Origin of the sequence: Mycobacterium sp. (assembly GCF_035653355.1) — a bacterium.
Taxonomy (GTDB): domain Bacteria; phylum Actinomycetota; class Actinomycetes; order Mycobacteriales; family Mycobacteriaceae; genus Mycobacterium.
Genome location: NZ_DASRBZ010000651.1, coordinates 1 through 2,243 on the forward strand (window position 1 = coordinate 1; position 2,243 = coordinate 2,243).

4 protein-coding genes are annotated in these 2,243 nt (G+C 65.9%); 1 reads left to right on the plus strand and 3 read right to left on the minus strand.

Annotation, left to right across the window (positions count from 1 at the left end):
• Positions 1-461: zinc-binding dehydrogenase (locus tag VFA16_RS22350; RefSeq protein WP_324969935.1), on the plus strand; the 461-nt coding region annotated here is incomplete at its 5' end.
• Here the strand turns inward: VFA16_RS22350 and VFA16_RS22355 are convergent.
• The 3 genes from VFA16_RS22355 to VFA16_RS22365 all read right to left on the minus strand — a co-directional run.
• The gene (locus VFA16_RS22355) at positions 445-639 is read right to left on the minus strand and encodes a ferredoxin (protein ID WP_324969936.1); all 195 of its coding nucleotides are present in this window, start codon (positions 637-639) and stop codon (positions 445-447) included. The two genes, VFA16_RS22350 and VFA16_RS22355, sit on opposite strands and share 17 nt — an antisense overlap.
• Positions 636-1,817, minus strand: a complete 1,182-nt coding sequence (locus tag VFA16_RS22360; RefSeq protein WP_324969937.1) for a cytochrome P450 — start codon at positions 1,815-1,817, stop codon at positions 636-638. Before VFA16_RS22360 ends, VFA16_RS22355 begins: the two co-directional genes overlap by 4 nt.
• A gap of 64 nt (positions 1,818-1,881) precedes the next feature.
• Positions 1,882-2,243: 2OG-Fe(II) oxygenase (locus VFA16_RS22365; RefSeq protein WP_324969938.1), on the minus strand; the 362-nt coding region annotated here is incomplete at its 5' end.

Sequence of the window (2,243 nt, forward strand, 5' to 3'; positions counted from 1 at the left end):
TGGCGGGGCAGCTGCCGACAGCGGTGGCCAACGGCGCGACCGACACCGTCGACGCGGGCGAAGTCGATGTGGCAAGCGCCGTGCGGGATCTCACCGGCGGTATGGGTGTGGATCATGCGATCGAGGTGGTGGGCAAGCCGGTCACGATCCGCGCGGCCTATGACGCCACCCGCCGCGGCGGCACGGTCACGATCGTGGGCGCAGCCGATATCGAGGAGACCGTGACGTTTCCGGCGTTGTCGTTGATGGCCGACGGCAAAACGATCCGCGGCAGCGTGTATGGCGCCAGTGACCCGGCACGCGACATTCCGGCGCTCGCCGAGCTTGCGCTGCGTGGGCGGCTCGACCTCGAGGCATTGGTGACGCGGCGCATCGGCATCGACGACGTCGAAGCGGCGTTCGCGGACATGGCTGCCGGCCGCGGTGCGCGCAGTGTGGTCTGCTTCAGCGCGACAGCGTGATCGCTTGCTCGGGGCAGTTCTGTTCGGCGTTGACGGCTTGGTCTTCGAGCTGGCCGGACACGTCGGCGACGCGCACCACCGAATGCCCGTAGTCGTCGGCATCGAAGACGTCGGGCGCCAACGTGTAGCAACGCCCGTGCCCCGTGCAGAGATCCGGATCGACACACACGCGCGTCATCTTGCCACCGGGAACCTCAGCGGCAGCGCCTCCACCGACCGCAGCGCGGCGGTGTACTTGAGTTCAGTGCCCGGCGGGATCTCGTAATCCGGTATGCGCCGGTGGAATTCGCGTAACGCTACCCGCAGCTCCATACGGGCCAAATGGGAACCCAAGCAGCGGTGCGGACCCGCTCCGAACGCTCGGTGCCGGTTCGGGTTACGCCGGAAGTCGACGACGTCCGGGTCGGGGAACTCGGCCGGGTCAGTGTTGGCCGCGCCGAGCAGAGGGCTGACCCGCTCGCCCTTGCTGATAGGGCACCCGGCCACCTCGACGTCTTGGAGGGCCACCCGAGCGACTCCCGGCACCGGTGTCTCCCAGCGCAACAGCTCTTCGACGGCGCTGGGCAGGATGTCGGGCTGCTCGATAAGCAGGTGACGGTGATCGGGGTGGCGCGCGAGGTAGACGAAGAAGCAGTCGAGTGAATCGGTGACGGTATCCAGCCCCGCGATGAGGAACAGGAAGCAGATGTCCAGCACCTCCTCGCGTGTCAGCGAATGTCCGTCCACCTCCGCAGCGATCAACGCGGACAAGATGTCGTCGCGTGGGTGCGCGATGTGGTCGTCGATGGCGCGTTCGAAGTAGGCGTAGATCTGTTCGGCTACGGGTGCAGCGGCTTTCCCGTGCTGTTCGTAGCCCTGCACGCCCTCGGGGCGGATGACGCCGTCCTTCCACGCCAGGAATTTCTCGAGGTCCTCCAGTGGCAAGCCGAGCAGCTGCAGGAACACTGTGCACGGCAGGGGAACCGCGAACTCGGCGTGGAAGTCGCATTCACCCCGATCGGCGAAGGAGTCGATCATTTCGTTCACCAGCTTGGTGACTTCCGGTTCGCGGCGGGCCATCTCTCGCGGGGTGAACAGCGGATCGAGGATGCGCCGGTACTTGGCGTGCTCGGGTGGGTCGATCTGCAGCGGGATCAGCGGCCGCAAGTTGCCCAGGTCGACTGCGTCCATGTTCGACGAGAACAGCTCGGTGTGTTTGAGCGCCATCTCGATGTCGGCAAGGCAGGTGAGCACCACCGCCTGCGGTGAGCGGAACACCGGGGTCGACTCGCGCAGCGCCTTGTACATCGGCTGCGGCTCAGCCAGACCCATCACTGCCTGGTCGACGAAGCCTTCTGCGTTACGTTCTGCGGCCATGCTGTAAGCCTGACACCCGCAGCACCAATGGGCAACAGTATGAGCAACTGTTGCTTACTATTTTTCAGGCGGCGTCGTGGAAGATCAGTCCCAAGGCGTAGCGCTCGCCGGAGCGCACGACCGAGAGGCCGTGCCGTACCGGTGCGGCCGACCAGCCGCGGGTTGACCGCACCGGTCGCTCCCGGGTGGTGAACAGATACCCGTACCCGTGCGGCAACTGGATTGCGGTGCCGCGAGATTGTGCGCGAGGCCGCTGCTCGACGAGCAGGAACTCGCCACCGGTGTAATCGGTGTCCGGATCGCTGAGGTTGATCACCACCTGAAGCGGAAACACCAACTCGCCGTAGAGGTCTCGGTGCAGCGCGTTCCAATCGCTGGGTCCGTATTTGAGCATCAGGGCGGTCGGCTTGGTCTGGCCGGCGGCGT